Annotated in this window: 6 protein-coding genes and 1 pseudogene; 5 read left to right on the forward strand and 2 right to left on the reverse strand. The window is 71.1% G+C overall.

Annotated elements, in window-relative coordinates:
* The first annotated feature begins 18 nt into the window (after positions 1 to 18).
* The 4 genes from FE633_RS37025 (at position 19) to FE633_RS37040 (ending at position 3,239) form a co-directional block, all read left to right on the forward strand.
* Positions 19 to 384 (forward strand): Rv2175c family DNA-binding protein, encoded by a 366-nt coding sequence (locus FE633_RS37025; RefSeq protein WP_138049545.1) that lies wholly within the window; start codon positions 19 to 21, stop codon positions 382 to 384.
* A 77-nt stretch (positions 385 to 461) separates the two neighbouring features.
* On the forward strand, positions 462 to 1,115 hold the full coding sequence (gene thiE, locus FE633_RS37030; RefSeq protein WP_138049546.1) for a thiamine phosphate synthase: 654 nt from the start codon (positions 462 to 464) through the stop codon (positions 1,113 to 1,115).
* Between the two features lie 202 nt (positions 1,116 to 1,317).
* Positions 1,318 to 2,241: a methylenetetrahydrofolate reductase [NAD(P)H] gene (gene metF, locus FE633_RS37035; RefSeq protein ID WP_138049547.1), complete on the forward strand. Its 924-nt coding sequence runs from the start codon at positions 1,318 to 1,320 to the stop codon at positions 2,239 to 2,241.
* 56 nt (positions 2,242 to 2,297) lie between these two features.
* Complete coding sequence (locus FE633_RS37040; RefSeq protein ID WP_138049548.1) at positions 2,298 to 3,239, forward strand: SCO2102 family sporulation regulator; 942 nt, start codon at positions 2,298 to 2,300, stop codon at positions 3,237 to 3,239.
* A 70-nt stretch (positions 3,240 to 3,309) separates the two neighbouring features.
* Here the strand turns inward: FE633_RS37040 and FE633_RS37045 are convergent, their stop codons facing one another.
* Positions 3,310 to 4,827 (reverse strand): phytoene desaturase family protein, encoded by a 1,518-nt coding sequence (locus FE633_RS37045; RefSeq protein ID WP_138049549.1) that lies wholly within the window; start codon positions 4,825 to 4,827, stop codon positions 3,310 to 3,312.
* A 504-nt stretch (positions 4,828 to 5,331) separates the two neighbouring features.
* The gene (locus FE633_RS37050; protein ID WP_138049550.1) at positions 5,332 to 5,961 is read right to left on the reverse strand and encodes a TetR/AcrR family transcriptional regulator; all 630 of its coding nucleotides are present in this window, start codon (positions 5,959 to 5,961) and stop codon (positions 5,332 to 5,334) included.
* Between the two features lie 180 nt (positions 5,962 to 6,141).
* On the opposite strand from FE633_RS37050, the pseudogene FE633_RS49910 reads away from it, so the two are divergent.
* Positions 6,142 to 6,291 (forward strand): annotated as a pseudogene (locus FE633_RS49910) (SAV_6107 family HEPN domain-containing protein); the annotation flags it as partial.

The following is a 6,291-nucleotide window of genomic DNA, read 5'->3' on the forward strand; positions in this document are numbered from 1 at the left end:
GGATGGCAGGCTTGTCCCGTGACCGAGATTGACGCAAAGATCGAAGCTCTCGTCCCCGCCTGGCTCACCCTCCCCGACATCGCCGAAAAGCTCGGCGTCGAGGTGACCCGCGTACGGCAGCTGGTCAAGGAGGGCCAGCTCATCGCCGTGCGCCGTGGTGAGAACCGCGCGCTGCACGTCCCCGCCGCCTTCATCGACGGGGACAAGGTCGTCAAGGGCTTGTCCGGCACCCTGACGCTCCTCAAGGACGACGGTTTCACCGACGAAGAGATGCTGGAATGGCTCTTCACCCCCGACCCGACCCTGCCCGGCACGCCCGCGCAGGCTCTGAGCGAGAATCGCGGCACGGAGGTGAAGCGCCGCGCCCAGGCGCTCGCCGTCTGACCTGAACACACCGTCCGGCGTACGGGCCGTGCCCGGTGCGGGAGGGCCCGTACGCCATCGACAACGGGGGATTCCGCATGCCCGAAACCACCCGGCGCGCGCAGCTCGCCGACGCCCTGGTCTACCTCTGCACGGACGCCCGCAAGCGCCAGGGCGACCTCGCGGAGTTCCTCGACGCGGTCCTCGCGGGTGGTGTCGACATCGTGCAGCTGCGCGACAAGGGCATGGAGGCGGCCGAGGAGCTGGAGCACCTGCGAGTCTTCGCCGAGGCGTGCGCGCGGCACGGCAAACTGCTCGCGGTGAACGACCGCGCGGACGTCGCGCACGCCGTCGGCGCCGACGTGCTGCATCTGGGCCAGGGCGACCTCCCCGTCCCCGCGGCCCGCGAGATCCTCGGCGACGAGATCCTGATCGGACGCTCCACGCACGCCGACCCGGAGGCGGCCGCCGCCGCTGTTCAGGGCGGCGTGGACTACTTCTGCACGGGCCCCTGCTGGCCGACGCCCACCAAGCCGGGCCGTCACGCGCCGGGCCTGGATCTCGTCCGGTACACGGCCGCTCTCGGCGCCGACCGCCCCTGGTTCGCCATCGGCGGCATCGACCTGGGCAACCTGGACGAGGTGCTCGACGCGGGTGCCCGCCGCGTCGTCGTGGTACGGGCGATCACGGAGGCCGACGATCCGGGGGCGGCCGCGCGGGAATTCGCGAAGCGGCTGCGTTCGGTGGTCTGAGCGGGGCGCGATCGCGTCGCACAGGTCCATGACGCAAGTCCATGACGCAAGTCCATGACGACTGCCATGTTCGGCGGTCGCCGGCGGCTCGCTCGGGGCTTGCTCGGGCCGTGGTTGTCCGAGGAGTGGACAACAAGCCGACAAAGCAGCCATTTCTCCCCCTCTGGTTGGGACTCCGCCCGCCCCTGACTAACCTGCGGGTATGGCCCTCGGATCTGCTTCCACCAGGACTGACCGCGCACGCACCGTGCGCGACATGCTCGCGACAGGCAAGACGACGTATTCGTTCGAGTTCTGGGCTCCCAAGACGGAGAAGGGCGAGCGGAACCTCTGGAACTCACTCCGCAGGATCGAGGCCGTCGCTCCCAGCTTCGTCTCCGTGACCTACGGCGCGGGCGGTTCCACCCGCGCGGGCACGGTGAAGGCGACCGAGCAGATCGTCGCCGACACGACGCTGACCCCGGTCGCCCACCTCACCGCGGTCAACCACTCGATCGCGGAACTGCGCAACATCATCGGCCAGTACGCGGACGCCGGGATCCGGAACATGCTCGCCGTGCGCGGCGACCCGCCCGGCGACCCCATGGGCGACTGGATCCCGCACCCCCAGGGGCTGACCTACGCGGCCGATCTCGTCCGGCTCATCAAGGAGGCCGGCGACTTCTGCGTCGGTGTCGCGGCCTTCCCCGAGATGCACCCACGCTCCGACGACTGGGACCGGGACGTCGTGCACTTCGTCGACAAGTGCCGGGCCGGCGCCGACTACGCGATCACGCAGATGTTCTTCCACCCCGAGTCGTATCTGCGCCTGCGTGACCGAGTCGACGCGGCCGGCTGCGAGACCCCGGTCATCCCCGAGGTCATGCCCGTCACCAGTGTGAAGATGCTGGAGCGGCTCCCGAAGCTCAGCAACGCCTCGTTCCCGGACGCCCTGAAAGAGCGCCTCCTCACAGCCAAAGACGATCCGGCGGCTGTACGCTCCATTGGCATTGAGTTCGCCACGGAGTTCTGCGCGAGGCTGCTGGCCGAGGGAGTCCCCGGACTGCACTTCATTACACTGAACAACTCCACCGCGTCGCTGGAAATTTACGAGAATCTGGGGCTGCACCACTCACAGCAGGCCTAGACCTGCCGCATCGTCGTACGCCACACTGCGTAGCGGCCACTGGGAGAGGGGCGTACATGGGCTGGACGGTCCTCTACATCGCGTTCGGCATCGTCGCGTTGTGGCTGCTCGGCGAGGTGCTGCTGCAGTACAAGGCGCGGCTGCGCTGGCGGCTGCTGGCCTTCGCCGGCTTCCTCGGCGTGGTGATCGGTGTCCTGATTCCATCGGTGGTGGTCATCGGCCTCGGCGCGGCCGCCTTCGCCGTCGGGCAGACGTACGTCACGCTGTCGTTCCGCAGCGGCTTCGCGTCCGGCTGGGCCGTCGCCGGCCGCCCGGGCAAGGGCCCGAGCCCCAGCAAGCGCCGCCGCGGCGAGCCGGACCGCCAGGACCCGACGCTCGAGGTCTCCGACCTCCAGGCGGCGAACAGCGGCGGGTACCAGGCGGAGAGCTTCGGGCAGGGCGACCCCTACGGGCACGAGGACTCCGTCTTCGGGCACCGTGCCGCGTCCGCCGCCGAGTCGACGGCCGTCTACGAACCGCAGCCCCTGCCCGATGACACGGGCCAGTACGGCGTCTACAGCGACGCCGCCTACGCCGCGGCCACCGACCCGGCCTACGCGACCTCCGCCCAGTCCCAGGACTTCGCCGGCCAGAACTACGGATACGACGGCTACTCCGGCTACGACCAGCAGCAGTACGGCTACGACAACGGTCAGCAGCAGTACGCCGCCTACTCCGACCCGTACACCGGCGCGCCGACCTACGGCGGCGCTTCGTACGACCCCTCCTACGACGCCGCGCAGCAGCAGTACGGGCAACAGGGTTACACCCAGGACCAGTACGCCACCGGCACCTACGGCGAGACCCCGCCGGGCGGCGTCTGGGTTCCGCAGCAGCGCACCACCGACGACCCGTACGGCGGCGAACTTCCGCCGGAGCAGCAGTATCCGTACCAGGACAACGGGAACGGCAACGGGAACGGCAACGGCGACGGGTACGGCGACCAGTACCGGTTCTGAGAGCAGCAGTGCCGCAGTGCCGCGGTTCTCAGTACCGGGTCTCAGGACCGGTTGTGCGTTCGTCAGGGCCTCACTGTGAGCCCTGGAAGTCCGGTCCCTCCACGATCAGGCCGGCGACCAGCGCGCCCGACATGCCCGCGTGCGGCAGTCCGCCGCCGGGGTGAGCCCAGCCGCCGACCGTGAACAGGCCTGTCACGCGAGTGCTGTTGGACGGGTGCAGCAGGCGTCCGCCGGCGGCGGCCAGTGCGGGGGCCGGCACCGCACCGCCGTCCGCGCCCGTCGCCCGCGCGATGTCCGCCGGGGTGCGGACCTCGTGCCACAGGAGGCGGTCACGGAGGCCCGGTACCGCCCGCTCGGCGGTGGTGAGAATCCGCTGCACGTCCTTCTCGGCAGGTTCCAGGCCCGAGGGAACCGTGACAGCCAGCGTCACCGCTTCGTGGTCGTCGTCCGGCACCAGCGCGGGATCGCCGGGGCGCAGCACCGTCACGGTGGGCGAGGCCGGGAGCGCGGCGCCCGGGGAAGCAGGGCCTCCGCGCCGTTCGCCGAACAACCAATTCAGCTCCGCCTCGCGATCCGCCGCGTGCACCACCGTCCGGTGGGCCACCTCGCCCGGTCGCCCGCCGCGCAGCGCCAGATGCACCGTCAGCCGGCTCGGCAGGCCCTGCTGCGGCGGCACCTCGGCATCGCCACGCAGCACGGCGTGGGAGCTCAGTCGGTCCAGCACTGCGGGCGCGACTCCCGCGACCACGAAGTCCGCGTCGGCGACGGTTCCGTCGGCCAGCTCCACGCCTGCCGCGCGGCCGTCCTTCTCGACGATCCGCCTGACGGCCGTATCGAAGTGGAACTCGACCTTCCGGGTCAGGCACCGCTCGTACACGGCCCGCGCCAACTCCCGCATCCCGCCTCGCACATACCACGTCCCGAAGGCGTGCTCCATGTACGGCAGCACGGCCGCGGCGGGTGGAGCGACGCGCGGGTCGAGGCCGTGCGCGAGCGCGTGGCTCTCCAGGAGGACCGCGAGCCGCGGGTCGCCCAGCTCCCAGGCCCCGACCTCGGCAAGCGTCGCCGCCGCCCGGGTCCGCAGCAGGCGCCGCTGCCTGACCGCCGGATAGGGCTCACGCTCCGCGAGCACCTGCCAGTTGGGCCACAGGGGCTCTTCGAGCAGCGGTCGGCGCGTGCGGTCCCAGGCCTCGCGCGCCCGCACCAGGAAGTCACCCCACCGCTCGCCCGCACCCGCCCCGAGGGCCGCGTCCAGGGCCGAGACGACGCCCGCGCGCGAGGCGTTGGGCAGCGAGATCTGTGTGCCGTCGGCGAGGACGTGGTGCGAGGCCGGGTCCACCTGGACCAGGTCGACGCACTGCTCCAGCGGCTCCTTGCCGGTCTTGACGAACAGATCGCGGTAGACCGCGGGCACCGGGAGCATCCCCGGGCCCGTGTCGAAGACGAAGCCGTCACGCTCGACGACGCCCACCGCCCCGCCGTACGTCGCCGCGCGCTCGTACACCGCCACCCGGTGGCCCGCGACGGCCAGCCGGGCGGCGGCCGCCAGCGCGCCCATCCCGGCGCCGATCACCGCAATCCGTGCCATGCCAGGGACTTTATCGGCCGCCACCGACAACCCGGCCGCCGCGGTCGGCCGGCCGTGCGGTCGGCGCGTGGTCGGCCGCGATTGGCCCGGGGAGTGCGGCCGGGGGAGTACGGGAACGGACGTGATCGTAACCAGTCGGCAACGGTGCGTTCTGGGGGTGAGTGCGCACGGCTGAGTACTCGTACCTAGGGAGTGAGATGAGTACGCGCGCGGATGGGTTCCGACCTGCGTGAACGAGAGAGTGGAGACACGGAAAGGGGCGCGGCTCCGGTACCGCCGACACGGGGCGGCGGAACGGACCCCGCGCCCTTGGCCGCTCCTTCCGCCGACGAGTCGGCGGGAGCGAGGCACGGGGGGACCCGGGGGAAGACCGCACGGGGGAAGTACGGGGGAACACGGGGGAAGTACGGGGGAACAAGAGTGGCGCCGGTCAGGCGCGGCCCACGGGGGACGTGGCCGCTTCGGACCGGCGCTCACTTGTGTCTCAGGGGTGCAGGCCGTGTGTCAGCCGCATCCGCTCACGCGCCCCTGAAGCAGCCGTGACAGAGCCGCGTGGACGTCGTCCAGGGAGCGCTCCGGCTGGAAGGCCTGCCAGTCCAGGGCCGCGACCAGCACCATGCCCACCAGGGCCGCCGCCGTCAGGGGGATGTCGATCTCTTCGCTCAGCTCGCCGCTCGCGACGCCGTCGCGCAGCACTCCCTCGACCACCGCGACGGCCTCCTGCCTGACCACCATCAGCGTGGACTGCCAGGCCCGGTTCGTGCGCCACAGCTCCGCCACATACAGCTGGGTGAAGGCCGGATAGCGGTCGATGAAGACGAGCCCCGCCCGGATCATCGCGTCCAGTGCTTCGACCTTGCTGCCGCCGTCCCGGGCGGTCTTCTCGGCCGCTTCCCGAAGGGAGGCGGTGAGCAGTCCCACACCGTGCCGGAGCAGTTCTTCGAAGAGGACGGACTTGCTCGCGAAGTTGTAGTAGACCGTGCCCTTCGCGACGCCGGCGCGCTCGGCGATCTCGTCCACGGTGGTGGCCGAGAAGCCCTGCTCCGCGATGAGCGTCACGGCCGCCTCGTAGAGCTTCTGCCGGGTCGTCCGTCTCCGGCTACTGCCGCTTGCCACGGCCTTGCTGCTTTCCATGGCCCTGATTGTCACAGGCTCATCTCCGGGCGCAGCCGGTCCACACCCGCTTGCGGCGCGCGGAGGCCGCGGTGAGCGCGATGGCACCCGCCATCGACTCATCCGAACCTACGATCGAAACAAAAGCCCAGGTCAGGACGGATTGTCAGTGGCATACCTCACGATGGACACATACGGCCACTGAGCCGTCACACAGACGACAGGAGGTTCGTCATGGCCAGCTACCACGCAGCCGCCGCCCGTCGGCGCCGCGCCACCGGCCCTGCCCCCTCACTGCCCGGCCCGGCGAGCGACGTGCACCCCGTGCTGCGCCGGGCCACGGCCCCGCCC

This window comes from Streptomyces montanus, from assembly GCF_005786655.1.
GTDB lineage: Bacteria > Actinomycetota > Actinomycetes > Streptomycetales > Streptomycetaceae > Streptomyces > Streptomyces sporangiiformans.